The sequence below is a fragment of the Methylorubrum sp. GM97 genome (assembly GCF_024347855.1).
GTDB lineage: Bacteria > Pseudomonadota > Alphaproteobacteria > Rhizobiales > Beijerinckiaceae > Methylobacterium > Methylobacterium extorquens.
The window spans coordinates 1-26,366 of record NZ_AP025942.1 but is presented as its reverse complement, the minus strand read 5'-3'; the positions used below and the strand labels follow the sequence as shown (position 1 = coordinate 26,366).

Sequence of the window (26,366 nt, the reverse complement as noted above, 5' to 3'; positions counted from 1 at the left end):
TGCGCATACGCCGGCCGGTGCACCGACCGTCGCCGTATATTGAGAGCCGCCGCAATGCGGTTCTTTGTATTCTGGCTTGCGCCCTTGTCAATAAATTGCATACGGTAGGGCAACAAAAACAAAGCCCTGAATACAGGAAGGACGCGCCGGGTGATCGCTGCATGCCGTAGGCGCGCGAGAAGCCGAATACGGGGGTCGAAGCCGGTCGAGCCGTCGGCGGTTCCGCGGGGGGGGCGCCCGATCCTGATGGGCGGGGCGATGCTGCGGGACTTCGCCATCGTTGCCACCGCCTTCGAGGTGGACGTGATCGAGGCGGGCCTCCGCGGCGCCGACTCGACCGTGATGGCGCTCTCGATCGCCACGGGCGTCACCAAGGCGGTGAGGGTGATGGTGGGGACACCCCTTGTCGCGTGGCTGATCGGCCTCGACAACCCGCACTCGGCGATGGCCTATGGCGGGCTGATGGGGACGGTCAGCGGTGTCGCCGGCGGGCTCGCGGCCACCGATCCGAAGCTCGAGCCCTTTGGTGCGTTGACCGCGGCCTTCCACACCGGCATCGGCCGCCTCGTCGGCCCGTTGCTGCTGTTCCGGATCGTACGGGCTTTGGTGGGGTGATGCGGATGGGCGAGGGCGGCGCGATGGACGGCATGGCCGAGGGACGCGGCCTCCTCTCCGACCAGATCCGCAATGCCCTGACGGACGAGATCGCCTCCGGTGTCCTCGCGGCGGGCATTGCGCTGGACGAGCAGGATCTTGCCGACCGTTTCGGCGCCTCGCGCACCCCCGTCCGCGAAGCCCTGCGCCAACTCGCCTCAAGCGGTCTGGTCGAGATGCGCCCCCGGCGCGGCGTCGTCGTCACCCGCATGACGCCGGAGCGGATCATGGAAATGTTCGAGACCACCGCCGAGTTCGAGGCCCTGTGCGTGCGGCTCGCCACCTACCGGATGACGCCGCTCGAACTCAGCGCGCTGATGGACCTGCACGAGCAATCGGCCGAGCCGGTGGCGGCCCAGGACTACGACACCTACGACGCCCTCAACCGCGCCTTCCACGAAGCCCTGTACCGCGGGACCCATAATGGCTTCATGGCCGAGCAGGCGCTCGCGATCCGCTCGCGCCTGTCGGCTTTCCGCCGGACGCAACTGCGCCAGGGCGAGCGCATCCTGCGCTCCCGCGCCGAGCACGGCGAGATCCTTCAGGCTATCGCGGAGGGCGACGGTGATGCCGCGGCGCGGCGGATGCGGGCCCACATGCTCAATGCGGCGAGCGCACTCGGCCGCTACGTAGCCGACCACGCGAGCGATTGAGTGCCGGGACGTGTCCCGACGTCTGCGGCCTGCGCGGTTTGCGCGCGGGCCGAAACAGTTCGTCCCGTCGCGCGTACCCCCATCGCTGCCGCATCGACGCGGCAGGATGGGAGACATTTGGAATGGGTCACAAGCCGCTGAACGAACAGGTCATCGTGATCACCGGCGCGTCCAGCGGCATTGGGCTCGCGACGGCGCGCATGGCCGCACGGCGCGGTGCTCGCGTCGTGCTTGCCGCCCGCAGCGAGGATGTGCTGGCGGACATCGCCGCGGAGTTCGGGACACGCGCCACCTACGTCGTCGCAGATGTCGGCCGGCGGGAGGATGTCCAGGCCATCGCCGACCATGCCGTCGCTACGTTCGGTGGCTTCGACACCTGGGTCAACGTCGCCGGCCTCACCGTCTACGGACCGCTTCGCAAGATCGCTATTGAGGACCACGAGCGGCTGATCCAGACCAACCTGTGGGGGACGGTGTACGGCTCGCTGATCGCCGCCGAGCATCTGCGCGGCCGGGGCGGCGCCATCGTCAATGTCGGCAGCATCGCCTCCGACCTCGCCTTCCCGTTCCAGGGCCTCTACGCCACGTCGAAACATGCGGTGAAGGGCTTCACCGATACGCTCCGCATGGAACTGATCGCCGAGGGCGCGCCGGTTTCGGTCACGCTGGTGAAGCCCGCCTCCATCGACACGCCGCTGCCGAACCGGGCCCGCAACTACATGGATCGCGAGCCGACGCTGCCGCCGCCGATCTATCCCCGAAGGAGGTCGCCAACGCGATCCTGCACGCCGCGGTCCATCCGCAGCGGGACATCTTCGTGGGTGGCGGCGGCAAGCTCTTCGTCATGGGCAAGGAGTTCGCGCCGGGGGCCTACGATGAGCTTGCATCGGCCATCATCGCCCAGCAGAAGCGGGCCGAACCGCCGAGGAACCCGAAGGGAGCGCTGCACGCACCGCAGGGGGCCGGCCGTGAACGGGGCGATCCGCCGATCTACGTCATGCGCAGCAGCGCCTATACCCGTGCGACCCTGCACCCGCTCGCGACGGCCGGGCTCGCTGCGGGCCTGGCCGCGACGGCGGCCCTGGTGCTGGGAGGAAAGAGCGCCCGGCGCCGACCCTGAGATCGGACGCCGGGACGACCCGTCCCGGCGTCAGGCCGCCTCCTGGCCGGCGTAGCGGCGGCAATGCTGCAGGTATCCGACCTCGTGGCGCCCGGCGAGTTCGACCACGCTGGACCAGAGCCAGGAGGGCGCCCCCTCGTCCACGTCGTTGCCACGCGTGATCTCGGTCCGCCAGGCCGCGCGCGTCTCGGCATCCATCTGCCGGCCATGCGCCTTTCCGACGACATGGGCGAGGTAATGCGCCGCGCGGACCGCCTCCTCACGTCCGAACTGATCGACGTCGAGCTTCAGGTCCTGCGGCGCGAGTTCGCGCATCACGGCCGACTTGCCCAGCAGCCGAACCGGCAGCATGCGTTCGCCCAGATTCGGCGATAGGGCCCGCGCGCCGGCCACCACCCGTTCGGCCGGCTCGGAGGGCATCGCCACACCGGGCGCGGTCGGCGCGGCCGGCGCCACCGCCTCCTTCAAGTCCACCAGCGCGAGCCGGCGCTTGTTCCCGGGCTCGGTGATGCCGACGAGCGCAGCGTAGCGCAGGAAGCCAAGCGAGCTGCATCCCTTCATCCAGTAGGCTGCGTCGATCAGGCGGATCTCGGCCTCGTCGCTGCGCCCGTTCAGGGCCAACACGAGGTGACGCACCGCGTCTTCCTGAAAGACCCCATCGAGGGCCTCGCGCTCCTCCGTATCGAGCTTCCAGAACTTGCGCCCGAGCGGAATCGCCGGCTCTACGCCCTTCAGGCGCTCGCGCGCGAGGTGCTTCCAATGACGCCCGAGGGCCCGGCGGCGGACCGAGCGCACCGCGTCCGGTTCGGAGGGCTCCCGGTTCGTCTCGTTCTGTCCCAGCCCCGCGGCGTAGCCCAGAAGCATCTGTTCCAGCATTCGCGCCGTCACCACACCGGGGAGGTCGGAGCCGCGCGCGGCGCTGGCGAGCGACAGCCCGAGGCGCACGAGGTCATGCGTCGGGTTGCCGATGACGGTCTGGTCGAGATCGCGGATCTGGATGTCGACGCGGCCGTCGGCATCGGCCAGGGGCCCAAGATTTCCGAGATGGCAATCACCGCAGATCCAGACCGGCGGTCCCTCCGGCAGGGTGCCGCGGGTGAGACCCTCGAGCCACTCGTAGAACTTCAGGGTATTGCCCCGGACATAGGCGTGGGCCGATTGGGCCATTTTGAGGGTGCGTTGCCGCTCCAGCACCAAAGCACGTTCCTCAGGACCATAGGCTCCGTTCACGAGCATCAATCACCTTCATTCGATCGTTCGGCGCTCAGCGCCCGCTTTCAGCGTCAACGCGCTCACGGCGGTGAGCGGAGCGCGGCTCATCGTCTCCGCTGTGGATTACCGTCGCACCTAAAACGTGCCAGCACGCCGAGCCGAGCATGGACGAGCCGGTCGATGCGCGGGAAAAAGCAATTTCGATAGCATTCGAGAGGGAGACGCCGACGGACAAACCGGTTTGAATGGCTGCGACAGGGGTCGTTGGAAGAGTAGCGCCCGACACGCTAAGGAAGTGATCGGAACGCGCCGCCCGTGCGTTATCCCCGGCGCTGACGCAGGTTTGTGGGGCGCCCGGTGAGCGTCCATGCGAGATGGGCCATAACAGTACAGGAGCGGCGTCCGAGCCGATGAACGAGGCGATGAGCACGACAAGCACCCGATCCGGTTCCGAGACCAGGATCTCGACCGGCATATCGGGCTTGGACGAGGTTCTCTGCGGCGGCCTGACGCCCGATCGGCTCTACCTTCTGGAAGGGACGCCCGGCACCGGAAAGACGACACTCGCGCTGCAATTCCTGCTCGAAGGCGCGGCCCGGAAGGGACGCAGCCTCTACGTGACGCTGTCGGAAACGGCGGACGAGCTGCGCGCCGCGGCCCTGAGCCACGGCTGGTCGCTCGACGGCATCGAACTCTACGAGCTCGTCAACGAGATGGGGCTCGACCCCGACAGCGAGCAATCAATCCTGCACCCGTCCGAGATCGAGCTCGGCGAGACGGTCAGGGAGGTCATGGCGCGGGTCGAGAGTCTCAAGCCCGAACGCGTGGTGTTCGACAGCCTCTCGGAGCTGCGCCTGCTGGCCCAGAACCCGCTGCGCTACCGGCGCCAGATCCTCGCGCTGAAGCAGTTCTTCGCCAAGCGCGCCTGCACCGTGTTGATGCTCGATGACCGCACTTCGGAGGCGGGCGACCTCCAGCTCCACAGTATCGCGCACGGGGTAATCTCCCTCGACCAGAACCCGCGCGAGTTCGGCTCCGAGCGCCGACGCCTGCGGATCGTGAAGATGCGCGGCATCAAGTTCCGGGGCGGCTACCACGACTTCGTGCTGGAGACCGGCGGCGTCCAGATCTTTCCACGACTCATTGCGGCCGAGCATCGCGCGACCTTCGATCCGACGGCGCAATCGACGGGCTCGGATGAACTGGACCTGCTGCTGGGCGGCGGCCTCGTGCCCGGCACCAACACGCTCCTGCTCGGCCCTTCCGGCGTCGGCAAGACCACGACCGGATTGCGCTGCATGTTGGCCGCGCTCGAACGGGGCGAGACGGCGACGTACTACCTGTTCGACGAAGGGCTCGCGACGATGATCGCCCGGGCCACCCTGCTCGGCATGGATCTGCGGCCGCATCTTGGGACCGGGCGGCTGACCATCATGCAGATCGACCCGGCGGAGCTCTCACCGGGAGAGTTCGCCTCGATCGTCCGACAGGCCGTCGAGGAGCGCGGCTCCACCTTCGTCGCCGTCGACAGCCTGAACGCTTACCTGCACGCGATGCCGGGTGAAGAGCACCTCATCCTGCAGATGCACGAACTCCTGAGCTATCTGAACCAGAAGGGCGTCACCACGCTCCTTGTGCTCGGGCAGCACGGCGTGATCGGCGAGGTTCGGACCGACATCGACCTGAGCTACCTCAGCGACTGCATCCTGCTGTTCCGGTTCTTCGAAGCGAGCGGTGAGATCCGCACGGCGCTGTCGGTGGTGAAGAGCCGCGTCAATCCGCACGAGCGGACGATCCGTGAGTTGAGGCTCTCGACCGACGGGCTTCGGGTCGGCGAGGCGTTGAGCGATTTCGAGGGCGTGCTCACCGGCCTGCCGGCCTATCGCGGGCGGGTCGAGATGCTGAAGGGGCCGAGTGAGACCGGGGACGGCGCTTGATGGCATCCACCGAGGAGCGCGTCCTGATCCTGACACCTCGCGGGCGCGATGCCGCGGTGATCGAGGGGGTGCTGGACCGCTCGGGCATTCACGCCACGGTCTGCGCGAACGTCGCGGAGTGGTTGACGGGGCTGCGCGAGGGGGCCGGAACTGCGCTCGTGACCGAGGAGGCTCTGGCCGACGGCGACACGGCGGACGTGTTCGCTTGGCTCGATGCGCAACAGCCCTGGTCGGACTTCCCCTTCATCGTGCTGGCGACGCGCCAAGCCGGCCGTCGCACCCAGAGCGCGGCGGAATTGCTGCGGCGGCTCGGCAACGTGGTTCTGCTGGAACGCCCGATCAACGCCGAGACTCTGACCAGCGCGGTCGTCTCGTCCCTGCGTGCGCGCCGCCGCCAATACCAGGCCCGGCAGCATCTGCTGGAGCGGGAGCGTGCGCAGGAGCAACTCCGGCTGGCCAACGAGGAGTTGGAGCGCCGTGTCGCCGAGCGGACGCGGGAGGTCGAGACCGCCCACGAGACCCTCGCCTTCGCGCTCGATGCCGCCGGCATGAGTTCGTGGGACATCGACTACGCCGCCGGAACCCATCGCCGCTCGCCCCGCTTCGATGCCGTCTTCGGCTACGCGGACACAGGACAGTCCTGGGACCGCGAGACATTCCTGGCCCATGTCGTCGACGAAGACCGCGAGACGGCCGAGGACGCCTTCGCGAGTGTTCCCAAGACGGGCCGGCTCGATCTCGAATGCCGCATCCGGCGCGCGGATGGAGCGGTGCGCTGGATTGCGATGCGGGGGCGGGTCAAATCCGGCGAGGCCGATAGGCCGGAGCGGATCGCCGGCATCCTGATGGACCGCACGGATCAGCACGTCACGGAGGAGGCGCTGCGCCAAGCCCAGAAGATGGAGGCGATCGGCCAGCTCACGGGCGGTGTCGCGCACGATTTCAACAACCTGCTCACCGTCATCGTCGGCGGCCTCGACATGATGCTGCGCCGTCCCGACCAACCCGACCGCGTAAAGCGGCTGGCCGAAGCGGCTATGGGTGCGGCGCGCCGCGGCGAGCAGCTCACGCAGCAGCTCCTCGCCTTCTCGCGCCGCCAGATGCTGCGGCCGCAGACGCTCAATCCGAACCGGCTGCTGCTGGACTTCCGGCCGCTCGCCGAGCGCGCGGCGACCGGTGCCGTCGAGCTGGCCTTCGATCTCGACCCGGCCCTCGACCCGATCCGCATCGATCCGGCCCAGTTTGAGTCGGCCGTGCTGAACCTGATCGTGAACGCGCGCGACGCCCTGGAGGGCAGGGGGGGCCACGCCCGCATCGCGGTCACGAGCCGCAACGTCCGGCTCGGTACGGCGGCGGTCGCGGACCGGGGCGTTCCGCCGGGCCCTTACGTCGTCATCTCGGTGACGGACACCGGCAGCGGCATCCCGCCCGACAAGCTTCAACGCGTCTTCGAGCCGTTCTTCACCACCAAGGAGGTCGGCAAGGGCACCGGCCTTGGGCTCAGCCAGGTCTACGGCTTCACCCGCAGCGCCAAGGGGTTCGCGCAGATCGAATCGGAGGTCGGCAAAGGCACGACGGTCAGCCTGTACTTCCCGCGCTCGACCGACCCGGCCGGCGAGGAGATCGGGCCCGGACCGGTCGGCGCCATCCCGCTGCGTCGGGCCGGGGAGGGCGAGACGGTGCTGCTGGTCGAGGACGACGAACAGGTGCTCGGCATGGCCGTCGAGAGCCTGGAGGAGCTGCGCTATCGGGTCATCGTCACCCGCAACGCGGCCGAGGCGCTGGAGCATCTGCATGGCGTCGAGCGGATCGATATCCTGTTCTCGGACGTCGTCATGCCCGGCGGCATGAACGGCTCGCAACTCGCCGTCGAGGCGCGGCGGGTGCGCCCGGACATTAAGATCCTGCTGACCTCGGGCTATGTAGCGAATCTCGATGAGGGGCAGGTGATCGGCCAGGGTGAGCTTCCGGTGCTCAACAAGCCCTACCGGCGCGACGAACTCGCCCGGTCGCTCCGCCTCGTGCTCGGCGGCGAAAGGGCCTGACGGTTCCGGGGCCGTCGCACGGACCGATCACCGGACCTGTCAGCGCCAAGCAGGACGGGCCCGCCAGCGCCCTCAAGTTTTCGACAGTCGAACGAGGTCGGAAATGCAGGATTGCGTCACGCTCCAAGGCTTGAGCGAATCCGCGCCGGTAACCTTTCGGTAAACAAACATCCTTAACAGAATTCTTGAATGGCCGACTGGATGTGGTTCGGGCGATTGCTACCGCCCCGTTTCGTGTTCAGCGGTGCGCTTCTCGGGGAAGCATGCCGGGCGGGCGGTGAAGTCTCGACGACGCCGATCGTTTTGGGCCAGCGCCCTTATGGATCACCGGTCGAGGTCTGCCGACCGCGTCGTTGGAAAGCCTATGCCATGCCGGAGACGATCGAACCGCGCAAAGGTGCAACCGGTCAGCCGATCGCGCAGCCCTCGCCCGTCGAGATGCTGAAGCAGGCCGTCGCCGGTGGCCCGAAAGCCGGTGCAAAGGCGACGCCGCCCGCAGCCGCGCCGACGCGGAAGGCGTTCCACCTCGGAGCCAACGGTCGGCTTGCCGCAGCGAGCGTGGCCGCCTTGGTTGGCGGCGTGTGCCTCGGCTTGGTGGCAGCCTCTCAAGAGCGATCCGGCGGGGCGCTTGCGCAGGTCCAGGCCGAATTGTCGGCCGGGCGCTCGGAAGCGGCCAGGTTCGCCCAGGAGATCGACCGGCTCGCCCGTACGGTGACGGCCCTGCGTGACGCGAGCGAAGCAGCACGCGGTGAGACCAAAGCGCTCGGCCACACCGTGACGGATCGGCTCAGCCGTACCGAGCAAACGCTGGATAAGCGACTGGCGAACCTGTCCGAAACGGTGGCCCGCGTCGAGCGTGATCAGACTGAGCGCATGACGAGCGCGATCGCGCAATGGGAGAAGAAGCTGCAACCGGTTGCCGCCGCCGCTCCCGCGAAATCCGAGGCGAAGCCCGAGGCGAAGCCCGAGGCGCGCGCGGCGGAGCCGACACAGACCGGAAGTCTGCCGGACAAGCCGAAATCCGACACCCTCGAAGGCTGGGCGCTGCGCGACGTCTATGACGGCGTCGCGGTGCTTGAGGATCGTCGCCGCCGGCTCGTCGAAGTCGGGCGGGGCGATGCGGTGCCCGGTATCGGCCGGGTCGAGGCGATCGAACGCCGGGGTCGACAGTGGGTCGTGGTCACCCGTCAGGGCATTATCACGCCTCAGGCGTGGTAGCGCCGATTCGGCAGTGTGATCGGTCTGTCAGTCCACCGGTAGGATATCGGCGCGCTTGACGGCAGCGAGCGTCGTGCCCGGCACGGCGGGTGCCAACTCGGCCAGCATGGTCGCCCGCTCAAGGCGCATCCGACCGCGCTCGAGCGCCTCCTCCCGAGCCTTCGGCGTCGGGCGGAGAATCATGGCGAGAAGCGCTTCGCTTTCGCCATGCTCGGTCAGATACTTCCCGTCGAAGACTGGCATGACCTGTTCCAACCCTCGGTGAGGGCATGCGGCTTACGAGCAAAAGCTCGACCGTGCGTGAAGAACCAACAAAACGGGGATAAGTTCCGCCAGTTCTTTAATCTTCACCGTGTCTTCATATTTGCGCCGCAGCAGACCTTACGGCGGTGCGAAGCCGCACACCAGACTGACAATAGCCGTACAACTCAGGTTTGCGGCAGCGCCAAAAGATTAGCCGGGAAGCCACGAAAGCCCGTTTCGACTTTGTAGAGGTGCCCCGCCATCGGCTCGAGCGTCGGATCGCGGCCGCGAAGACAGGTCGTGACGTAGAGCGTCGAGAGGTCGTCACCGCCGAACGCGCATTTCGTGACGAGCGGCGTCGGCATCGGCACGACGTACACGACGAGGCCGTCCGGGTCGAAACGGGTGATGCGGCCCGCGCCGTAGTGGCAGATCCAGAGGTGATCCTCGGCATCGAGCGTCAGGCCGTCCGGCTTGCCCCAGCCCTCCTCGAAACGGATCAGCGGCCGCGCTTCGCCGATCCGCCCGTCATCGAGCGCGTGAACCTGCACGAGGCCGTTCGCCGTATCGATCGTGTAGACGCGCCGTCCGTCCGGGCTGACGACCGGACCGTTGGTCACGGCGGCACGACGTCCGAATGTCTCGACCCGTGCTCCGTCCCAGCGGTGGAAGCCACCAGTCTGCGCTTCCTCCGCGTCGTCCATGCTGCCGAAATAGAGCCAGCCATCCGGCCCGGCATTGCCGCTGTTGAGCCGATTGCCCGCGGGATAGTCGTCCGGACGAACGAGCGGCGTCCGTGATCCGTCCGAGAGCCGCAGGGCGGCGACGCCGGACTTGAACCCCGCGACGACGCGATCCGGATCGGGCGTCAGAACGGCGAAGCCGATCTTTTCGTCGAGCGGGAGCCGCACGGTCTCGCCCGTCGCCGGCCAATGCCGCCAGATCGCCGGGTTCTCGATATCGACCCATAGCAACGACCCGTCACGGGCATCCCAGACGACCTCCTCACCGAGGGTGCAGCCGCAGGCGACCGCAACGCGCGGCGTGTGGGGATGGACGGGTGGGGTCATCGAGGCTCCGGCACGCTGAAGGGCGGGATCTTCAAACCCCGCCTCGATCAACGCGCCCCGCCCGCGCTTTTTCCCTCATCGGATGGGGCCGGCTCGAAACCTGCGGTTCTACCGGGTCGCTTCCGCGACGAACTCGGCATTGATGGCGAAGGCGGCCATCGCGCCCTCCGCGGCGGCCACGACGGCGAATTGCACGCGGCGCGACGCGTCACCCGCCACGTAGAGACCGGGCACGTTGGTCTTCTCGTATTCGCGGGTCGGAACCACGCTGCGGGTCTCGTCGAGTTCGCAGCCGAGCTGGGTGATGAGCGGGGAGGGGCTGCAGGCGAACGGCATCAGGAAGAGCGCCGTGCAAGCCGTCTGGCTTCCGTCGCGGAAGCGGAGGCAGGTCGGCCGCGATCCGTCCCCTTCCAGCCGTTCGATCTCCGCCTCGATCACCCGCACGCCGTTGCGGGCGAGCCGATCACGGTCCTTGTCGGACAGATCGCCGTCGTGACCGCTCGTGCACAGGGTCACGTCTTGGCTCCAGCCGGTCAGTTCCAGCGCCAGCCCGCAGCCGCCATGCCCGCGGCCGTAGACGACGAGCGGCCGGTCGCGAACTTCGAATCCATCGCAGTAGGGGCAGGAATGCACGCCGGTGCCCCAATAGGTCTCGAAGCCCTCGATCTCGGGAATGTCCTGTGCCAGGCCCGTCGCAAGGATCAGGCGGCGTGCCCGCTCAACGGTGCCGTCGGCCTGGATGATGGTGAAGCCGTCGGCGTCACGCGCAGCTTCCGTCACCGCGACGTCGCGGCACTCGACGGTCTCGTAGCGGTCGAGGTCGGCCCGGCCCTTTGCGCGCAGATCGAAGGGCGGGGTGCCGTCTCGGGTAAACAGCCCCCAGGTGAGGGGCGTCGCGGCGTTGCGGGGCTGGCTCGCATCGCAGAGCAGAACCGTGCGACGGGCCCGGCCGAGGATCAGGGCGGCGTTGAGCCCGGCCGGGCCGCCGCCCACGATGATGACGTCGTGCATGCTGATCTCCCGGCGAACTCGCCGGGGATCAAGCCTCGTGATCGCGAAAGAGTTTCGCGAAAGTGCCGCCGCTTAGGCGGCGCTCTTCACCGGCACGCCCTTCTCGGACAGGAACTGCTGCAGCTCACCCGACTGGAACATCTCGCGGGCGATATCGCAGCCGCCGACGAATTCGCCCTTCACGTAGATCTGCGGGATCGTCGGCCAGTTCGAGAAGGCCTTGATGCCCTCGCGCACCGCCATGTCGTCGAGGACGTTCACGCCCTTGAACGGGACGCCGAGGTAGTTGAGGATCTGGACGACCTGACCCGAGAAGCCGCACATCGGGAATTGCGGCGTGCCCTTCATGAACACGACCACGTCCTGCGAATCGATCTCGTTCTTGATGGTGGAGTTGACGTCGGTCATCGCACGGTCCTCGTTGTCGCTTCGTCTCGGTCGGGTGTCAGATCAGACCTGACCGTCTAATTTCAAGGTCGGCTCAATCCTGCGGGACACCCGTGGTCAGCGCAAGAGCGTGGAGCACGCCCCCCATCCGTCCCTGGAGCGCGCCGTAGACCATCTGATGCTGGGCGACGCGGGTCTTGCCCTTGAAGGCGGCGGAGATGACGGTCGCCGCGTAGTGGTCGCCGTCGCCCGCCAGATCCTTGATCTCGACGTGCGCGTCGGGCAGCGCCTCGCGGATCATCGACTCGATCTCGCGCGCATCCATCGGCATGGGGGCTCTCCGCTCGCTTTCGTCTCGTTACGCCGCAGGTGCGGCCGGCTGGCTCGCCATGTAGGCGGGGAACCAGCCTTCATGCGCGGCCTTCAGCTCGGCCACGGATATGGTCTCTTCGCCCGGCAGCACCAAGCTGTCGCCCGTGACGATGCCAATGGTCGATGCGTCGATGCCCTGCGCCGAGGCGCTGTAGAGGAGGTCGGCGGCCGCCTCCGCCGGCACGGCGATCAGGTAGCGGCCCTGATCCTCGCCGAACAGGTAGGCATGAACCGGCACGCCCTCCGGCGCCGCCGGCAGGGCCGCGCCAAGGCCGCCAGCCATCGCCATCTCGGCCAAAGCCACGGCGAGGCCGCCGTCGGAGAGGTCGTGCACCGTGTCTGCGATGCCGGAGACGATGAGGCTGCGCACGAAGTCGCCGTTGCGGCGCTCGATCGCCAGATCGACCGGCGGCGGTGCGCCCTCTTCGCGGCCGGCGATCTCGGACAAGTAGAGCGACTGGCCAAGCCAGCCCTCGGTGCGCCCGATCAGCACCAGCACATCGCCCTCGCGCTTGAGCGCGACCGTGGCATGGCACTCGACATCATCGATGACGCCGACGCCGCCGATGGTCGGGGTCGGAAGGATGCCGACGCCGTTGGTCTCGTTGTAGAGCGAGACGTTGCCGGACACGACGGGGAAGTCGAGGGCGAGGCAGGCCTCGCCGATGCCCTTCAGGCAGCCGACGAGCTGGCCCATCACCTCGGGCTTCTCCGGATTGCCGAAGTTGAGGTTGTCGGTGATCGCGAGCGGGCGCGCGCCGACGGCCGTGATGTTGCGCCACGCTTCCGCAACCGCTTGGCGTCCGCCCTCGACCGGATCGGCTTCGCAGTAGCGCGGCGTCACATCGGTGGAGATCGCGAGACCCTTCGGCCCATCCTCGACCCGGACGATGGCGGCGTCGCCGCCGGGCTTCTGCACGGTGTTGCCGAGAATGAAGTGGTCGTACTGCTCGTAGACCCAGCGCTTCGAGGCGAGTTCGGGCGAGCCGACCAGACGCTTGAGCGCCTCCGCGTTCGGCACGCTCGCCGCGACGCTTGCCGCAGCGATGACCGGCTGATGCGTGTTGGCGATGTGCGGGCGGTCGTAGAGCGGCGCCTCGTCGCCGAGTTCCTTGATCGGCAGGTCGGCGACGGTCTCGCCGTTGTGCTTGATCACGAAGCGCAGCGTATCCGTGGTGTGGCCGATGACCGCGAAGTCGAGGCCCCATTTCACGAAGATGGCCTGCGCCTCGGCTTCCATGCCGGGCTTGAGCACCATGAGCATCCGCTCCTGGCTCTCCGAGAGCATCATCTCGTAGGGGGTCATGCCCTCTTCGCGGGTCGGCACCTTTTCGAGATGCAGCTCCACGCCGAGATCGCCCTTGGCGCCCATCTCGACCGCCGAGCAGGTGAGGCCGGCCGCGCCCATGTCCTGAATCGCGATGACGGCGCCCGAGGCCATCAGCTCGAGGCAAGCCTCCAGCAGCAGCTTCTCGGCGAAGGGGTCACCGACCTGCACGGTCGGCCGCTTCGACTCGCTCGACTCGTCGAATTCGGCCGAGGCCATGGTGGCGCCGTGGATGCCGTCGCGGCCGGTCTTCGAGCCGAGATAGACGATCGGGTTTCCGACGCCCGTGGCGGCGGCGTAGAAGATCGCGTCGGTGCGGGCGAGGCCCACCGCCATGGCGTTGACGAGGATGTTGCCGTCGTAGCGCCGATGGAAGCCGACGAGGCCGCCCACCGTCGGCACGCCGAAGGAATTGCCGTAGCCGCCCACGCCCGCGACGACACCCGAGACGAGGTGGCGGGTGCGCGGATGGTCGGGCGAGCCGAAGCGGAGCGCGTTGAGCGCCGCGATCGGCCGCGCGCCCATGGTGAAGACGTCGCGCAGGATGCCGCCGACGCCGGTCGCCGCGCCCTGGTAGGGCTCGATGAAGCTCGGGTGGTTGTGGCTCTCCATCTTGAAGACGCAGGCGAGGCCATCACCGATATCGATCACGCCGGCATTCTCGCCCGGCCCCTGGATCACGTGCGGACCGGAGGTCGGCAGGCCGCGCAGGTGCTTGCGCGAGGACTTGTACGAGCAGTGCTCGTTCCACATCGCCGAGACGATGCCGAGTTCGGTCAGCGTCGGCTCGCGGCCGACGAGGGCGCGGAAGCGCTCGTACTCGTTGGGTGTCAGGCCGTGCTGGCGCACCAGCTCGGGTGTGATCGGAACATCGTTGCGAAACATCCGAAGGCCCTGTCCCAAACCGTTGCCGCAGATCGATCCGATCCCTCAACCGGAACCGGTCGATGGCAAGCCGAACGGGCTTGCTGCGACGAAAATGACTTCGCGCATCGCTCTAGAGCGGATCAGGACCGGCTGCAAAGGGCGCGCACAGCCATGGTCGGATTGCGCACAAGCCGTCTACGCCTTTTCCCTACGTAAATTCGGCGCTCGCCGTCACAGGCCGCTGCGTCCGGCACCGCTCCACCGCCGCGTGGACGGGCTCCGGCCCGGCGACGAAGGCGACGTAGTCGAAGGCCTTCCGCTCCCGGCTCGACATCAGGAGCTGGAAATGCATGCGAAACAGGTTCCAGCGCCGCCGCGCCACGAGCGCCGGCTCGATCAGATCCTCGATCTCGACCCGCATTACTGCGAAGCGGCCAGGGGGCGGCGCGGGTAGGCCCGAGGCGCTGACCGGGTCGCGCAGGTGAATCGAGAGCCAGTCCCAGCTCGCTCGGATGTCGAGCCAGCCGATCGCCGCATCGCCGCCGATCCGGCTGAGGGAGCCCCGCGCCTCCTCGGCGAGCGGGTCGAGGGTGAGCCAGGGAATGACGCTGCCGATTGTCACGAGCGTCACCGGCGTGCCGCGACGGCCGAATTCGGGATCGGCCTTCAGGATACGGTCGAGGCACTCGAAGGCGAGGAAGCTCGACGAGGAATGGCCGATCACCACGATCTCGGAGGCCCGCCCCTCCGCCGCGCGGATGCGCTCCGCCCAGGGCGTCAGGCGCTCGCGCATCGCCGTTTCGCGCCCCGAGGCGTGATCGTGGGTGAAGGCGGTGTCATCGACGAGATGCGTGACGTAGAGCGGCTTGCCCCGGGTGAGATGAGTCACCAAAGCCAGGATCGCGTAGGCGAGCAGCGGGACGAGGGCGATGCCGGCGAGCGTCGGCAACGCGGTGAGCGGTGTCAGCGTCACCGCCGCAAGGGCGAGGGCGAGGCTCGCGAGAACGAAGACCAGATAGAACTGGTGGACGCTGACGATGACCCGATAGAAGCGCCGCGCCTCGCGCTGGAACTTCCGCAGGTAACCGGAGCGCCACAGCCGCCACCACAGACCCGGCAGGCTCGCGAGCCGGCGCAGGTTGGAGCGGGGAAACCGGTCGCGGACGATGTCGTCCCAGCGCAGGAGGCTGTAGCGCACCCGCATCGCTTCCCCCTCAGCCTTGCTGTCCACGTCCCAATCGAGGCTGATGCCGTCGGCGGAGCGGACGGGGTCGCCGACCGCGATCGCCATACCGCGCCGTTCGGCCGTGATGCGGCTCTCGCGGCGGAACAGACCCCAATAGGTCTCGGGTTCGCGGGGATCGAAACCGGGCAGGTAGAACACCTGCCGCACCGGATGCGCGTCTTCGGATTCAGGAATGGCGGACCGCCGTTTGTCTCGACTGAAGGCGGGGCGTGCGGACGACGCGCCCCTTCGCCCGCTGCCTACACGATGCGGCGGGGCCGGGGCGAGGGCAAAACGCCGACAGCCCGGCCTCAGGCGGCGTCCAGCCACTCCCGCAGCTTGGTCCAGCGCCGCCGCGAGGCGCCTTCGCGGACCGCCATCGCAAGGGCACGGCGCTGGCCGATCAGCACAACGAGGCGGCGCCCGCGGGTGACGCCGGTATAGAGCAGGTTGCGCGCCAGCATCGTGCGGTGCTGGGTCACCACCGGGATCACCACGGCCGGATATTCCGAGCCCTGCGCCTTGTGGATCGTCGTGGCGAAGGCCGGCACCAGCGTGTCGAGTTCATTGAACGGGTAGATCACCGCGCGCCCGTCGAAATCGACCACGAGCGCTTCGTCCTCCGCATCGATGGCGCTGATCGTGCCGAGGTCGCCGTTGAACACGTCGCGGTCGTAGTCGTTGCGGGTCTCCATCACCCGGTCGCCGGGCGCAAAGCGCCAGCCGAAGCGTTCGACCTCCGCCGAGGGCGACGGATTCAACACGCGCTGAAGAGCGTTGTTGAGGTTGCGGCTGCCGAGCGAGCCGCGGATCATCGGCGTCAACACTTGGATGTCGCGGGTGGGATCGAGGCCGAAACGGCGGGGGATGCGGCGGGTGACGAGTTCGATCAGCGTCTCCACGCCCTCGTCCGCGTCCTCGATGTCGATGAGGTAGAAGTCGCTGTCCTCGCCCTTGGCGGGCGCGGCCGGCATCCGCCCAGTGTTGATGCTGTGGGCATTGACAACGATCCGGCTCTGCGCCGCTTGGCGAAAAATCTCGGTGAGGCGCGCCACCGGCACGGTTCCGGAGGCAATCACGTCGGCAAGCACCTGTCCGGGCCCGACCGAGGGAAGCTGATCGACATCGCCGACGAGGATCAGGCCCGCCCGCTCCGGCACGGCCTTGAGGAGGGCATGCATCAGCGGCACGTCGACCATCGAGGTCTCGTCGATGACGAGGAGATCGCAATCGAGCGGGTTGTCCTCGTTGCGCTGAAAGCCGCCGTTGCGTGGGTCGATCTCCAGCAGGCGATGGAGGGTGCGCGCTTCCAGCCCCGTCTGCTCGGCCATGCGCTTGGCCGCGCGGCCGGTGGGGGCGGCGAGCAGCACCCGCACGCCCTTGGCGGTAAGGATGCGCAGGATCGCGTCGAGGGTGCTGGTCTTACCGACGCCGGGCCCGCCGGTGAGAACGCAGAGCTTCGAACGGAGCACCAGCCCGACCGCCTCAGCCTGCGAGGCGGACAGCGTCTTTCCGGTCTTCGCCTCGACCCAGGGCCTGGCCAGAGCGAAGTCGATCGCGGCCCAGGGTGGCGGGCCGGCGGCGCGCTCGGCCAGCCGCATCGCGATGACGCGCTCGGCGCCGTGCAGGCCCTTGAGGAACAGGCAGGGCTCGCCGCGCAGCGTATCCGCGACGACCTCGCGGCCCTCGCGCAGGACGAGCGCAGCGGCGAGCCGGACGAGATCGGGCGCGACGTCGAGAAGCTCGGCGGCGAGGCGCACCAGCCGCTCGACCGGCAACCCGCAATGGCCCTCATCCATCGCCGTCTGGAGGGCGTAGGAGACACCGGCAGCGAGCCGCTGCGGCGCGTCGCGGGCGAGGCCGAGGCGCAAGGCGATGGCGTCCGCCGTGCGGAAGCCGATGCCGCGGATGTCGCGGGCGAGGCGATAGGGATCCTCGGCCATGACCTTCAGGGAATCCCCGCCATAGGTGCGGAAGATCCGGGTCGCCCGCGCGGTGCCGACGCCGTGGGCGTGCAGGAAAATCATGATCTCCCGCACGGCCTTCTGCTCGGCCCAGCCCTTGACGATGCGCGCGGCGCGCTTGCGGCCGATGCCCTCGACCTCGGTGAGGCGGGCGGGCTCGGCCTCGATGATCTCGAATACCGCCTCGCCGAAGCGGGCGACAATGCGCTTGGCCATCATCGGGCCGATGCCGCGCATCTGCCCGGAGGCGAGGTAGCGCTCGATGCCCTCGATCCCGGTCGGCGGTGTCACCTGAAGCGTGTCGGCGCGGAACTGGAGGCCGTGCTCACGGTCCGTGACCCATCGCCCGGAAGCCGTCAGCCACTCGCCCGCGGCGATGGCCGGGGCGTGACCCACCACCGGCACGAGGTCGCGCCGGCCGCGGGCATGGATCTTGAGGACGCAGAAGCCGGTCTCGGCGCTGTGGAACGTCACCCGCTCGACCGAGCCGGCGAGCATGTCGAGGGAAGCGGCGCCATCGATGGCCGAGGAGCGGAGGGGCGTATTCATGCGCTCGATCCGTCATGGTTTTGAAAGGACAAGTCCTTTCGCGGGTCCAGGGCAGAGCCCTAGGATACGCCGCTCCCTCGCCGAAGGGCTTGCCCTTCGGAATCCCCTTACGCAGCGCGGCTGCCGCGTCCGCCCTTCTTGGCCGGCGGCCAGCCGAGCGCCCGCAGGCGGGCCTTGGCGTAGTCGCGCACCTCCTCGCGGGTGCCGTGCGGCATGGCGTTGAGGATGCCCTGCGTGCGCTCGTCGAGCATCAGGTCGGTCACTGCGTTGATCGATTCCGCCTCGTCGATCAGGCGCTTGAGGTCGGCCTCCTGCTCGGTCACCTCGTCGAAGGCCGGCGGCGCGTCGAAATCCTCGTCCACCGCGCGGATCGCCATCGGCTGGTTCTGGCGGAACTCGTCCGCCTCCTCCTCGGAATAGACGAGGCCGTGCAGCTCGATCAGCTTGAGAATCACCCGGTCCTTCGCCCGCTTCTCTGCCATGGCGTAGACATAGGCCGCTTGCCGGCCGGAGACGCGATAGTTCACGTTGACCAGCGCCTCGCCGATCGACCACTCGACCCGCTCCTCGCCGGCCTTCTCGCCGGGCATGTGACCGGTGACGAGGATCACCGCCTCGTCGCGCTCGCTGCGCAGCAGGGTCGGCGGATCGAAGCGGATCTTCGTGTGGGCGGCGATCCGCTCCAGGGTCTTGTGGTAGATTACGGCGGTGCCCTGCACGCGCCAGACGTTGCCCGCGAAGGGCTCGCCGAAGCGTACGAGGATGTCGGCAATCTGCTTGTCGGCTGTTCTCATGGTGCGTCCCCAGACTGTGGACAGGGCCCGTGAGTGGGAGCACGCCGCTCTTCGCGACGGCGGATGTTCGCTATATGTTCTCTTTGTGGATAATATGTGGATAACTTTTCCCGATGCAAACCGTGGGGCCTGCGGCGGGAGGTCGCGACGCTGCGATGCGGTTCGCCCCGACGGGATTCAGTGAAGACGTAAGACCGCTGCGCCGAGCCCAATCAAATTTTGGGACGTTCAGTCAATCCGTGGTCATTTCATCAATTTACGGATGGATACGGATATGACTTTATCATTTTATCGAGTCTAAAATCTGGATATAAAATGATTAAGTCTATCTTCGCTACCGCTTTAGCCGGATTGGTTGCCTTACCTTCCCTAGCGATGGCGAGCGACTATGCCTTCAAATTGCACAACCGTGCGGAAGGCTATTCGATTACCGGGTTCTATACGTATCAGAACGGACGCTGGAGCCGGAATTGGATCGGCGGATCGATCAATCCCGGCCAGTCGGCGTCGTTGGATTGGAATAGCAACGATGGCGACTGCGTCGTGCCGTTCCGCGTGAAGTGGCGTGACTACGGCTCGGACGATTTCAAGCTCGATTGGTGCAAGGGCGTGTCCAACGTCTACATGAAGGACAAGGGCTTCACCTACGATTGATCCCTGCTCGCATGAGGGGGCAACTAAGGGGCAACGCGCCATTGCGCTGCCCCCGGTCAGCCGGCGCGCTTCGCGTCGGACAGGAATTCACGGATCGTGTCGGTGAAGCGCTCGCCATAGGCCTCGCGCTTGCGCTCACCGACGCCATGGACGGTTCGGAGCGCCCAGAGATCGACGGGTTTCGCGCGCGCCATCTCGATCAGGGTGCGGTCGGGAAACACCATGAAGGCGGCGATGCCTTCTGCCCGCGCGATGGTGGCGCGAAGGCCCCGCAGGTGCTGGAACAGCGCCTCGTCCGCCTCGCTCAGCGCATTCGCCTCGTCGTCGCGCGGCGTGGCGCGGCGACTCCTCGGCTCGGCCTTCTTCGGCTCCGGATCGGGCCTGACCTCGATCGTTTCGCGGCCGAACAGGATGGCCTCGCCCTTCTCGGTCATCACGAGGCCGCCATAGCCGTCGGTGTTCTCGGCCACCGCTCCGGCCGCGAAGAGCTGGCGCAACAGGGCGCGCCACGCCGCCACCGGCTTGTCATTGCCGACGCCGAAGGTTTTGAGCGCGGCATGGCCGTTACGGCGGATGGATTCGCTCTCCTTGCCATGCACCACGTCGCAGACATAGGCGGCGCCGAAGCGCTGCCCGGTGCGGACGATGGCGGAGAGCAGCTTCTGGGCCGCCACCGTCCCGTCGATGAGGGAGATGCCGCCGCGGCAGAGATCGCAGCGCCCGCAGCGCTCGCTCGCCTCGCCGAAATAGCCGAGCAGCGACTGACGGCGGCAGGCAGCGCCCTCGCACAGGGCGATCATCGCCTCGAGCTTGCGCCGTTCGACCCGGCGGCGCTCCTCTGAGATTTCCTTCTCGTCGATCTGGCGGCGGCGCAGCGCCATGTCATCGAGGCCGTAGAGGGTCAGGGTGTCGGAGGGCAGCCCGTCGCGGCCGGCGCGGCCGATCTCCTGATAGTAGCCCTCGATGTTGGTCGGCATGTCGGAGTGGCAGACGTAGCGCACATCCGGCTTGTTGATGCCCATTCCGAAGGCGATCGTGGCGGTCATCACCACGCCGTCCTCCTGGAGGAAGGTGTCCTGGTTCCTCGCCCGCGTGCCCTGGTCGAGCCCGGCATGGTAGGGCAGGGCGTTGAAGCCGTCCCCCTTGAGCGTGTCGGCGAGCTGTTCCACCCGCTTGCGCGAGGAGCAGTAGATGATGCCGCTCTCCGCGCGGCGGTCGCGCAGGAAGCGCTCCAACTGGCGGGTCGGGTTGTCCTTGGGCTGGAAGGTCAGCCGGATATTGGGCCGGTCGAAGGAGTGGACGAAGGTTCTCGGGGGCCGTCCCGCCGGGAACAGCCGCTCGGCGATCTCGGCACGGGTCGCGGCATCGGCGGTGGCGGTGAGCGCCAGGGTCTGCACGTTGCCGAGCGCCTCGCGGGCGCGGGCGATCTCGCGGTATTCGGGGCGGAAATCGTGGCCCCATTGCGAGACGCAGTGCGCCTCGTCCACCGCGAGCCGCCGCACGCCGGCCCCGCGCAGGGCCTCCATGCAGCCGTCCATCAGCAGACGTTCCGGCGAGACGAACAGCAGCCGCAGCTCACCGGAGCGGATCTTGCGCCACGTCTCCCGCGACGCCGTCTCCGCGATCGTCGAGTTGAGGGTCGCGGCCTCAATGCCGAAGGCGTGCATCTGCTGCACCTGGTCGTGCATCAGCGCGATCAGCGGCGAGACCACGACGGTGAGCCCGGCATCGACCAGGGCCGGCAACTGATAGGTCATCGACTTGCCCGAGCCCGTCGGCATCACCGCGAACACGTCCGTGCCGTCGAGCACGGCGCCGATCACCTCGTCCTGGCCGGGACGGAAATCGTCGTAGCCGAAGGTTTTTTTCAGCGCGGCGCGGGCCTCGTCGAGGCGTCTAGACATGGTTTCTCGATGGCTGGCTTCTGGACGGGACCGCGAGGCGGAGCGTGTCGGTTCAGGTTGATGCCGAGCCTACAACGGCAACGCGACGGCTGCAGCCGAGACCTGAGACCATGCCCCTGACCATCGACGACGAGACCGACCGGGTCGCCGAGCAGTTGGCGGCTCGGTTGCGGGTTGGCAAGATCGAAGCCATGCGTGTGGCGCTCGCCGACGAACTACGCCTCCGTGGACCGTCGTTCGCGGACGACGGGTCGCCTCCGCCACGACACGACCGGACTGCGGCAACCGGGTCAGGACCGCACCGCGACAGCGATGGCTGCCCCCGCCATCACCGTGCCGGCGCCGCGATTGATTGCCCGCCGTGCGCCGACCGAGACGAAGAGACGTCGAACCCGGACTGCGGCAACCGCGTAGGCGGTGAGCGTCGCGCTGAGGACGGCCACGATGGTCGTGGCGATCTCGATCATTCCGAGCGGCGTCAGATGCTCCAGATCGATTACGGTCGGCAGCAGCGCGAGGAAGAACAAGACGACCTTCGGGTTGCCGAGCGTCAACGCCAGGCCACCAAGAAAGAGCCGCGGCCCGCTGTCGCCGCGCACGGGCTGACCCGAGACGGGCTCGACCGGTGCAGTCCACGCACGCCACGCGAGGTAGGCGAGATAGGCTGCGCCGAGATAGCGGATCCCGATGAAGAGGGCGGCAAAGCTCTGAGCGAGCAGGGCGAAGCCGGTCGCTGCGATCGAGAACCAAAGCAAGTCGCCGACGAGGAAACCCGCGATGAAGGCGGGAACGCCGCGGGTTCCACGCGCCAGCACACGGGCGACGAGGGCGAAAACACCCGGCCCCGGTGAGGCAACCGCAACCGCGTAGACGGCAGCAAAGAGCGCGAGGCTCGACAGCGGCATTTGCGTTTCAACCGACGTCCGACGCGACGATGCGCCCGTCTGCAATGTTAACCATATCGGCCCGGCCTTCCAGCTCGGCGAAGAGGGCCGGGTCGGCGCCTGTCATCCAGACTTGTCCCTCCAAGGCTTCGAGCGCATCGAACAGCCCGCCGCGGCGGCGCGGATCGAGATGCGCGGCGACCTCGTCGAGGAGGATGAGCGGCGCAAGCCCGCTCATCGCGCGCACCAGGCGGGCATGGGCGAGCACGAGGCCGATCAGCAGGGCCTTCTGTTCGCCGGTCGAAGCCGTGGCGGCGGGCACGTCCTTGGGGCCGTGGCGCACGACGAGGTCGGTGGTCTGCGGTCCGATCAGGGTGCGGCCGGCGGCGCGGTCGCGGTGGCGGCCCTGCATCAGCGCCCGGCGAAAGCGATCCTCCGCCTCCAAAGCCGGCCAGACCGCGACAAGATCGTCAAGATCGCCCTCTAGCCGGAGCGATGCCCAGGGGAAGGGCGCCGCATCGTCCCGTGTCTCGGCGATGAGCCTGTCGAGGCGCTCCACCGTCTCGCGCCGGGCGAGCGCCACGGCGACGCCGAGTTCGGCCACCTCACGCTCGACCGCATCGAGCCAGCGGCCGTCATCGGGCCGCTCGTCGAGCAGGCGGTTGCGCGAGCGCAGGGCCCGCTCCATCGCCGAGACGCGGGCGCCGTGGCCGGCATCGACGGCAAGGACGAGCCGATCGAGGAAGCGGCGCCGGTCGCCGGCCGCGCCGCGGAACAGCCCATCAAAGTCCGGCGTCAGCCAGACGATCCGCAGGAACTCCGAGAAGGCGACGGGGGAGGGTGCGTTCGCGCCGTCGATCCGGCAGACCCGCGTGCCGCGCCCATCATAGCCCGGCGGCTCGTAGCCGGACCCGAACCGGTGCTCGGCCTCCGACGCTTCGAGCGTCGCCGACACGGCGAATCCGCCCGGTCCGCCGACCCGCGCCATGGTCGCGAGATCGGCCCGGCGCAGGCCGCGACCGGGGCAGAACAGCGAGACCGCTTCGAGGATGTTCGTCTTGCCCGCCCCGTTCTCGCCGACCAGCGCCACGAAGCGGCGGGTGGTGGCAAGATCGAGATCGACGTGGTTGCGGAAGTCGCGGGCGATCAGGCGGGTGAGGCGGGGGCCTCCCGGCAGTATGTCCATGTGAGCGATATATCCGATCCGGCCGCGGCCGGAAGCGGACTCACACGCGCATCGGCATCAACACATAAAGCGCCGGGGCGCCGTCGCGGTCCTGGATCAGCGTCGGCGAGCCCGGATCGGCGAGCTTGAACAGGGCCGTATCGCCCTGGAGCTGCGCAGTGATGTCGAGCAGGTAGCGGGCATTGAAGCCGATATCGAGGGCGGAGGCCTCGTAATCGACATCGAGCTCCTCGGTCGCCGAGCCGGCATCCGGGTTGGTCACGGACAAAGCGAGGCGCCCCTCGCTCACGGCGAGCTTCACAGCGCGGCCGCGCTCGGAGGAAATGGTCGAGACCCGATCCACCGCCTTGGCGAAGGCGTCGCGCTCGACCGTCAGGCGCTTGTCGTTGCCGGTGGGAATCACCCGCTGATAGTCGGGGAAGGTGCCGTCGATCAGCTTCGAGATCAGGATCACGCCACCCGCAAAAGTCAGGCGGATCTTGGCCGGGGACAGCTCGACCTGCACGCTCTCGCCACCATCGTCGACGAGCTTCTGGATCTCGGCGACGGCTTTGCGCGGGACGATGATGCCCGGCATCCCGCGGCTGCCCTCGGGCGCCTCGGTCTCGACGCGAGCGAGCCGGTGCCCATCGGTCGCCACCGCGCGCAGCTTCAGCGCGCCCTCGACCTCGAGGGTGTGGAAGTAGATGCCGTTGAGGTAGTAGCGCGTCTCCTCGGTGGAGATCGCGAACTGCGTCTTCTCGATGAGCTGCTTCAGCTCGGCCGCCGGAATGGCGAACGAATGCGGCAGCTCGCCCGCGGCGAGATCGGGGAAATCGCCCTCCGGCAGGGCGCCCAGCGCGAAGCGCGAGCGGCCGGAACGGATCGTCATCTGGCCCGTCTCACCGGAGGTCTCCAGCGAGACCTGCGCGCCCTCGGGCAGCTTGCGAACGATATCGTAGATGACGTGGGCCGGCACCGTGGTGGCGCCGGCATCGAGCACGTCGGCGGCCACGGTCTCGGTCACCTCGATATCGAGGTCGGTCGCCTTAAGCTGAAGGCCGTTCTCGCCGGTGCGCAGCAGGACGTTGGAGAGGATCGGAATCGTGTTGCGCCGCTCCACCACCCGGTGCACGTGGCCGAGCGATTTCAGGAGGGCCGCGCGCTCGACTGTGACTCTCATCGGAAAACCCGTCGTCTCTTGAACAATCGGCCCGCCCGCGGTCGATCAGGCCGGATAAGGATATCGCCCACCCAACGCCCGTTCGACCATCGCGACCGGAGAAACGGTCGACGACCGGACGTTTCGCGAGGCACTCCGAAGCGGAACGGGGCCGGCAGCTTGGCGAAGCGCCCCCACGAAGGCAAGGGCGGCCTTCGCACTGTCCCGCCCCGCGACGGCGCGCGGCTCGGGAGGGCAACCCGGACCGGGCAGGATCCGCGGCCGAGATAAAACGTCCTCAAGGCGAGACCGGGACGCACCCGACCCCGCCCAGAGCCGCCTCTCAGTCTTGGAGCATGCGCTTCAGCAGCTCGACCTCATCGCCGAGCACCGCATCCTCACCGATCTGCTTCTCGATCTTGCGCACCGCGTGCAGCACGGTGGTGTGGTCGCGCCCGCCGAAGCGACGGCCGATCTCGGGCAGGGAGCGCAGGGTCAGCACCTTCGACAGATACATCGCGATCTGGCGCGGCTTCACCACGGCGGCGGTGCGGCGCTCGGACAGGATGTCGGAACGCGAGACGTTGTAGCGCGAAGCCACCAGCTTCTGGATGTCCTCGATTTTCACCCGCTTGGGCTCGCGGTTCTTTACGAGGTCGCGGATCGCGGTCTCGGCCGTCTCGACCGTGACCGGCGCGCCGGTCAGGGTCGCGTGCGCCAGGAGCCGGTTCACCGCCCCTTCGAGGTCGCGGCCATTGGCCGTGATCGCCCGGGCGACATAGGCCGACACGGCCGGGGAGACCTCGAAGTTCGGGTGGCTCTGGCGCACGGCATCGAGCCGGGCGGAGAGGATCGAGGCACGAAGCCCCTCATCGAGTCCGCCGATCTCGACGACGAGACCACCGGCGAGGCGCGAGCGCACGCGCTCGTCGAGCGCTTCCAGCTCCGTCGGCGGCCGGTCGGAGGCGACCACCACCTGACGCCCCGAATCGATCAGCGCGTTGAGGGTGTGGCCGAACTCGGTCTGGATCGACTTGCCCTGGATGAACTGCACATCGTCGAGGATGAGCAGGTCGATCGCCCGCAGGCGCTCCTTGAAGGCCAGCGCGTTCTGCGTCTTCAGGGCGTTGACGAAGCCGTACATGAAGCGGTCGGCGGTGAGATAGATCACCCGGCGGCCGGCCTCGCGGGCGGCGTGTCCGGCCGCATGAAGCAGATGCGTCTTGCCGAGGCCCACGCCGGCATGGACGTAGAGCGGGTTGTAGAGCGCGCCGTCGCTGTCGCTGCGGGCGATTCGCTCGGCGGCGGCATGGGCCAGCGCGTTGGAGCGGCCCACCACGAAGTTCGCGAAGGAGAGCCGCGCATCGAGCGGCGCGCCGTTGAGATCGACCGAGGCCGAATCGCCGCGGGGCGAGGCGATCTCGGTCTCGATCATCGGGCCGGGCCCCTGGAGGGCCGCGGGCGTCGCGATCGCGTGGAGACGGTTCAGCGGCCCGCTCGTCGCGTTCGGCTTCGCCGGCACGCCGGCAGTCGGCCGGGCCGGGCCGGAGGGGCCGCGCACGCCGACCTCGATACGGCTGACGCCATCGGCCTCGGCGCGGAAGGTCGTCAGCACCCGGTCGATGTAATGCGATTCGATCCAGCTCTTGAGAAACCGGGTCGGAACGGTGAGGCGGGCGACCCCCCCGTCCACAGTCTCCAGTTCGAGGCGGGCGAACCAGCTTGCGAAGACGTCCTCGCCAAGCTCCGCCCGCAGCCGCCGCTTCACCCGCGTCCAGGCGGCGGGAAGATCGACGCTTCCTCTGCCGTTTCCGCCATCGCCGTCCGACATGCTGCCGTCGAGGTGCATCACCGTGTCTCCTCGCATCCTCAGCCGGCAGACCGGAGGGGACGCGTACGCATACGCCACACGAGAGGAGGCGCCGCCCGATCGGGGCGGCGCCGAGAGT

21 protein-coding genes and 2 pseudogenes are annotated in these 26,366 nt (G+C 68.2%); 7 read left to right on the top strand and 16 right to left on the bottom strand.

The genetic code is table 11. From position 1 onward, the window contains the following. Positions 1-243: 243 nt before the first annotated feature. The 3 genes and pseudogenes from MSPGM_RS00115 to MSPGM_RS00105 all read left to right on the top strand — a co-directional run. Positions 244-615 (top strand): annotated as a pseudogene (locus MSPGM_RS00115) (malonate transporter subunit MadM); the annotation flags it as partial. Between the two features lie 5 nt (positions 616-620). Next, a complete protein-coding gene (locus MSPGM_RS00110) occupies positions 621-1,307 on the top strand; it encodes a GntR family transcriptional regulator (protein ID WP_012751948.1) in 687 nt (228 codons plus the stop codon). Between the two features lie 122 nt (positions 1,308-1,429). Beyond that, positions 1,430-2,427 (top strand): annotated as a pseudogene (locus tag MSPGM_RS00105) (SDR family oxidoreductase). A 30-nt stretch (positions 2,428-2,457) separates the two neighbouring features. On the opposite strand, the gene MSPGM_RS00100 reads toward MSPGM_RS00105, so the two are convergent. Together MSPGM_RS00100 and MSPGM_RS00095 are read right to left on the bottom strand one after the other, a co-directional pair. After that, positions 2,458-3,663: a DUF2252 family protein gene (locus MSPGM_RS00100; protein ID WP_003601025.1), complete on the bottom strand. Its 1,206-nt coding sequence runs from the start codon at positions 3,661-3,663 to the stop codon at positions 2,458-2,460. Positions 3,664-3,691: 28 nt separating this feature from the next. After that, positions 3,692-4,114: a hypothetical protein gene (locus MSPGM_RS00095; RefSeq protein WP_209688736.1), complete on the bottom strand. Its 423-nt coding sequence runs from the start codon at positions 4,112-4,114 to the stop codon at positions 3,692-3,694. Between MSPGM_RS00095 and MSPGM_RS00090 the strand changes: the two genes are divergently transcribed. The 3 genes from MSPGM_RS00090 to MSPGM_RS00080 all read left to right on the top strand — a co-directional run bounded on the left by MSPGM_RS00090 (position 4,050) and on the right by MSPGM_RS00080 (position 8,839). Beyond that, positions 4,050-5,576, top strand: coding sequence for an ATPase domain-containing protein (locus MSPGM_RS00090; protein WP_012751946.1), 1,527 nt, complete (start codon positions 4,050-4,052; stop codon positions 5,574-5,576). The genes MSPGM_RS00095 and MSPGM_RS00090 overlap by 65 nt on opposite strands. Further along, positions 5,576-7,621 (top strand): PAS domain-containing hybrid sensor histidine kinase/response regulator, encoded by a 2,046-nt coding sequence (locus tag MSPGM_RS00085; RefSeq protein ID WP_003601029.1) that lies wholly within the window; start codon positions 5,576-5,578, stop codon positions 7,619-7,621. Before MSPGM_RS00090 ends, MSPGM_RS00085 begins: the two co-directional genes overlap by 1 nt. A gap of 369 nt (positions 7,622-7,990) precedes the next feature. After that, positions 7,991-8,839: a hypothetical protein gene (locus tag MSPGM_RS00080; RefSeq protein WP_315974124.1), complete on the top strand. Its 849-nt coding sequence runs from the start codon at positions 7,991-7,993 to the stop codon at positions 8,837-8,839. 27 nt (positions 8,840-8,866) lie between these two features. Here MSPGM_RS00080 and MSPGM_RS00075 read toward each other — a convergent pair whose 3' ends face one another. From MSPGM_RS00075 to MSPGM_RS00035, 9 genes are all read right to left on the bottom strand, one after another. Further along, positions 8,867-9,082 (bottom strand): hypothetical protein, encoded by a 216-nt coding sequence (locus tag MSPGM_RS00075; protein ID WP_003601032.1) that lies wholly within the window; start codon positions 9,080-9,082, stop codon positions 8,867-8,869. A gap of 185 nt (positions 9,083-9,267) precedes the next feature. Beyond that, the gene (locus tag MSPGM_RS00070; RefSeq protein WP_003601033.1) at positions 9,268-10,152 is read right to left on the bottom strand and encodes an SMP-30/gluconolactonase/LRE family protein; all 885 of its coding nucleotides are present in this window, start codon (positions 10,150-10,152) and stop codon (positions 9,268-9,270) included. A gap of 108 nt (positions 10,153-10,260) precedes the next feature. Next, the gene (locus tag MSPGM_RS00065) at positions 10,261-11,163 is read right to left on the bottom strand and encodes an NAD(P)/FAD-dependent oxidoreductase (protein WP_012605201.1); all 903 of its coding nucleotides are present in this window, start codon (positions 11,161-11,163) and stop codon (positions 10,261-10,263) included. 72 nt (positions 11,164-11,235) lie between these two features. Further along, positions 11,236-11,571, bottom strand: coding sequence for a Grx4 family monothiol glutaredoxin (gene grxD / locus MSPGM_RS00060; protein WP_003601035.1), 336 nt, complete (start codon positions 11,569-11,571; stop codon positions 11,236-11,238). Between the two features lie 73 nt (positions 11,572-11,644). After that, positions 11,645-11,881 carry a BolA family protein gene (locus MSPGM_RS00055; protein ID WP_003601036.1) on the bottom strand — a complete coding sequence of 79 codons (237 nt, stop codon included), beginning with the start codon at positions 11,879-11,881 and terminating at the stop codon, positions 11,645-11,647. 27 nt (positions 11,882-11,908) lie between these two features. Further along, positions 11,909-14,134: a phosphoribosylformylglycinamidine synthase subunit PurL gene (purL, locus tag MSPGM_RS00050; RefSeq protein WP_261926052.1), complete on the bottom strand. Its 2,226-nt coding sequence runs from the start codon at positions 14,132-14,134 to the stop codon at positions 11,909-11,911. Positions 14,135-14,324: 190 nt separating this feature from the next. Further along, a complete protein-coding gene (locus MSPGM_RS00045) occupies positions 14,325-15,509 on the bottom strand; it encodes a hypothetical protein (RefSeq protein ID WP_003601038.1) in 1,185 nt (394 codons plus the stop codon). Between the two features lie 143 nt (positions 15,510-15,652). Beyond that, entirely contained in the window at positions 15,653-17,854 is a 2,202-nt protein-coding gene (locus tag MSPGM_RS00040) for an ATP-dependent RecD-like DNA helicase (protein WP_003601039.1), read from the bottom strand. 107 nt (positions 17,855-17,961) lie between these two features. Then, positions 17,962-18,648 carry a hypothetical protein gene (locus MSPGM_RS00035; RefSeq protein WP_003598308.1) on the bottom strand — a complete coding sequence of 229 codons (687 nt, stop codon included), beginning with the start codon at positions 18,646-18,648 and terminating at the stop codon, positions 17,962-17,964. A 315-nt stretch (positions 18,649-18,963) separates the two neighbouring features. Between MSPGM_RS00035 and MSPGM_RS00030 the strand changes: the two genes are divergently transcribed. Continuing rightward, the gene (locus MSPGM_RS00030) at positions 18,964-19,302 is read left to right on the top strand and encodes a hypothetical protein (RefSeq protein WP_003598305.1); all 339 of its coding nucleotides are present in this window, start codon (positions 18,964-18,966) and stop codon (positions 19,300-19,302) included. 56 nt (positions 19,303-19,358) lie between these two features. Here the strand turns inward: MSPGM_RS00030 and recQ are convergent, their stop codons facing one another. The 5 genes from recQ to dnaA form a co-directional block, all read right to left on the bottom strand. Next, complete coding sequence (gene recQ, locus MSPGM_RS00025; RefSeq protein ID WP_003598304.1) at positions 19,359-21,206, bottom strand: DNA helicase RecQ; 1,848 nt, start codon at positions 21,204-21,206, stop codon at positions 19,359-19,361. A 290-nt stretch (positions 21,207-21,496) separates the two neighbouring features. Then, entirely contained in the window at positions 21,497-22,111 is a 615-nt protein-coding gene (locus MSPGM_RS00020; RefSeq protein ID WP_003598302.1) for a LysE family translocator, read from the bottom strand. Positions 22,112-22,118: 7 nt separating this feature from the next. Continuing rightward, a complete protein-coding gene (gene recF, locus MSPGM_RS00015) occupies positions 22,119-23,276 on the bottom strand; it encodes a DNA replication/repair protein RecF (protein WP_012751942.1) in 1,158 nt (385 codons plus the stop codon). Between the two features lie 40 nt (positions 23,277-23,316). Continuing rightward, positions 23,317-24,438 carry a DNA polymerase III subunit beta gene (gene dnaN, locus MSPGM_RS00010; RefSeq protein WP_003598299.1) on the bottom strand — a complete coding sequence of 374 codons (1,122 nt, stop codon included), beginning with the start codon at positions 24,436-24,438 and terminating at the stop codon, positions 23,317-23,319. Positions 24,439-24,760: 322 nt separating this feature from the next. Beyond that, entirely contained in the window at positions 24,761-26,266 is a 1,506-nt protein-coding gene (gene dnaA / locus MSPGM_RS00005; RefSeq protein ID WP_003598298.1) for a chromosomal replication initiator protein DnaA, read from the bottom strand. Between the last annotated feature and the right edge of the window lie 100 nt (positions 26,267-26,366).

What these genes read in the sequence shown, in the direction of transcription:
- MSPGM_RS00080 (WP_315974124.1), top strand. Translation starts at nt 7,991, where the DNA reads ATGCCGGAGACGATCGAACCGCGCAAAGGTGCAACCGGTCAGCCGATC.
- MSPGM_RS00085 (WP_003601029.1), top strand. Translation starts at nt 5,576, where the DNA reads ATGGCATCCACCGAGGAGCGCGTCCTGATCCTGACACCTCGCGGGCGC.
- MSPGM_RS00030 (WP_003598305.1), top strand. Translation starts at nt 18,964, where the DNA reads ATGATTAAGTCTATCTTCGCTACCGCTTTAGCCGGATTGGTTGCCTTA.
- MSPGM_RS00110 (WP_012751948.1), top strand. Translation starts at nt 621, where the DNA reads ATGGGCGAGGGCGGCGCGATGGACGGCATGGCCGAGGGACGCGGCCTC.
- MSPGM_RS00090 (WP_012751946.1), top strand. Translation starts at nt 4,050, where the DNA reads ATGAACGAGGCGATGAGCACGACAAGCACCCGATCCGGTTCCGAGACC.
- MSPGM_RS00055 (WP_003601036.1), bottom strand. Translation starts at nt 11,881, where the DNA reads ATGCCGATGGATGCGCGCGAGATCGAGTCGATGATCCGCGAGGCGCTG.
- MSPGM_RS00100 (WP_003601025.1), bottom strand. Translation starts at nt 3,663, where the DNA reads ATGCTCGTGAACGGAGCCTATGGTCCTGAGGAACGTGCTTTGGTGCTG.
- MSPGM_RS00035 (WP_003598308.1), bottom strand. Translation starts at nt 18,648, where the DNA reads ATGAGAACAGCCGACAAGCAGATTGCCGACATCCTCGTACGCTTCGGC.
- recQ (WP_003598304.1), bottom strand. Translation starts at nt 21,206, where the DNA reads ATGTCTAGACGCCTCGACGAGGCCCGCGCCGCGCTGAAAAAAACCTTC.
- dnaN (WP_003598299.1), bottom strand. Translation starts at nt 24,438, where the DNA reads ATGAGAGTCACAGTCGAGCGCGCGGCCCTCCTGAAATCGCTCGGCCAC.
- MSPGM_RS00075 (WP_003601032.1), bottom strand. Translation starts at nt 9,082, where the DNA reads ATGCCAGTCTTCGACGGGAAGTATCTGACCGAGCATGGCGAAAGCGAA.
- recF (WP_012751942.1), bottom strand. Translation starts at nt 23,276, where the DNA reads ATGGACATACTGCCGGGAGGCCCCCGCCTCACCCGCCTGATCGCCCGC.
- MSPGM_RS00065 (WP_012605201.1), bottom strand. Translation starts at nt 11,163, where the DNA reads ATGCACGACGTCATCATCGTGGGCGGCGGCCCGGCCGGGCTCAACGCC.
- MSPGM_RS00040 (WP_003601039.1), bottom strand. Translation starts at nt 17,854, where the DNA reads ATGAATACGCCCCTCCGCTCCTCGGCCATCGATGGCGCCGCTTCCCTC.
- dnaA (WP_003598298.1), bottom strand. Translation starts at nt 26,266, where the DNA reads ATGCACCTCGACGGCAGCATGTCGGACGGCGATGGCGGAAACGGCAGA.
- MSPGM_RS00095 (WP_209688736.1), bottom strand. Translation starts at nt 4,114, where the DNA reads ATGCCGGTCGAGATCCTGGTCTCGGAACCGGATCGGGTGCTTGTCGTG.
- purL (WP_261926052.1), bottom strand. Translation starts at nt 14,134, where the DNA reads ATGTTTCGCAACGATGTTCCGATCACACCCGAGCTGGTGCGCCAGCAC.
- grxD (WP_003601035.1), bottom strand. Translation starts at nt 11,571, where the DNA reads ATGACCGACGTCAACTCCACCATCAAGAACGAGATCGATTCGCAGGAC.
- MSPGM_RS00070 (WP_003601033.1), bottom strand. Translation starts at nt 10,152, where the DNA reads ATGACCCCACCCGTCCATCCCCACACGCCGCGCGTTGCGGTCGCCTGC.
- MSPGM_RS00020 (WP_003598302.1), bottom strand. Translation starts at nt 22,111, where the DNA reads ATGCCGCTGTCGAGCCTCGCGCTCTTTGCTGCCGTCTACGCGGTTGCG.